The sequence below is a fragment of the Salirhabdus sp. Marseille-P4669 genome, from assembly GCF_900240405.1.
GTDB lineage: Bacteria > Bacillota > Bacilli > Bacillales > Alkalibacillaceae > OEQK01.
In genome coordinates this window covers 1-1,553 of the sequence record NZ_OEQK01000016.1, presented here as the reverse complement: position 1 = coordinate 1,553, position 1,553 = coordinate 1, and the positions used below count along the sequence as shown (strand labels likewise).

The 1,553-nt window shown below is 36.7% G+C and carries 1 protein-coding gene; it reads left to right on the top strand.

The annotated features are described in order from the left end of the window. Positions 1-93: 93 nt before the first annotated feature. Positions 94-1,293 (top strand): IS256 family transposase, encoded by a 1,200-nt coding sequence (locus C1A05_RS17810; protein WP_102029562.1) that lies wholly within the window; start codon positions 94-96, stop codon positions 1,291-1,293. Positions 1,294-1,553: the final 260 nt, after the last annotated feature.

The window sequence follows — 1,553 nt, the reverse complement described above, 5'->3', positions numbered from 1 at the left end:
GACGGTGCGGAAAAAGTTGTGTAAATAGGTTTCAAAACAATCCTCCTTGGCAAGAATTAGGATAAATAATTTTTGCCAAGGAGGTTTTTCGACATGAAATTACCGAGGGAATTAATCAGAGAAATGGTAAAGGAACAAAAATTCACTAGTACCAATCAAATCATGGAAACGATCAAAGAAATGTTTTCTGATGTGTTGGAGGAAGTGCTACAATGTGAAATTGATGAGCAACTGGGCTATGAGAAGCACCAACGTCGAGAAGATGGACCTACAAATTATCGGAATGGTTCAACAAAACGGAAATTAAAAACACAATTTGGTGAAGTTGAGGTAAACGTTCCTAGAGACAGAAATGGCTCGTATGAGCCACAAATTTTGGACAAATACCAAAGAAATGTCGACGGTCTGGAGGAAAAAATACTGTCTCTTTACGCTCACGGTATGTCAACAAGAGATATCAAGGAACAAGTTAAAGATCTTTATAATATTGAGATTTCCTCTGAGTTGGTTAGTAAGATTAGTGAAAAAATTATGCCACAAGTAAATGAGTGGCAAAGCCGTCCACTTGAAGCCTATTATCCTTTTATCTTCATGGATGCCATTCATTATAAAATTCGGGATAACCACCAAATTGTCTCGAAGGCAGCCTATGTTGTGTTGGGAATTAACCATGAAGGTTATAAAGAAATATTGGGCATCTGGGTTGGGGGAAATGAAAGCAGTAAGTTTTGGTTAGGTGTGTTGAATGATTTGAAAACGAGAGGCGTTAAAACGGTTAATCTTTTCTGTGTAGATGGGCTTACAGGATTCAGAGAGGCCATTCAAGCTGTGTATCCTTTCGCTGGTATTCAACGGTGTATCATTCACCAAATTCGTTCAAGCACTAAATATGTTTCTTATAAACACTTAAAAGAATTCGTTGCTGATTTAAAATTAATCTATACTTCTATCAATGAAGATTCGGGTCTGGAAAGGCTCATAGAATTTAAAGAAAAATGGGGTAAAGAGTATCCAACTGCAGTTAAATCATGGGAGGAAAACTGGGATATTTTAGCTACCTTCTTTGCATACCCACCAGAAATTAGGAGAATAATATATACTACCAATGTAATCGAAGGGTTGCATCGTCAATTTAGGAAAGTTACAAAAACTAAGTCTATTTTTCCAAATGATGATAGCTTAAGAAAAATGCTTTATTTAGCATCTCAAAATATTACAAAAAAATGGACAATGCGTTACCGTAATTGGGACATGATCTTGAGCCAACTTGAGATTTTGAACCAAACATCGTAATTGGGGACTCCGTCCCCAAACCCCTGAAGTTTAACGCATTTGTTTTCCCTAAAACGGACAAAAAAAATAACGGACAGATCAAGTCCGTCCGTTTTAGTGTAAAAACCATAAAACCGCTCGGGTTGCACTTCTGCATTGCCCTATCCTGTTTTATGGTAAAAGGCAATTATATTGTTGCCAGATTGTATTTTTTCATACCTATTATTTCTTGCCTTGAGAAGATTGTCGAATATTACTTACACAAGATTTTACGCAGACCC

Coding starts and splice junctions, on each gene's coding strand:
- C1A05_RS17810 (WP_102029562.1), top strand. CDS start 94: ATGAAATTACCGAGGGAATTAATCAGAGAAATGGTAAAGGAACAAAAA.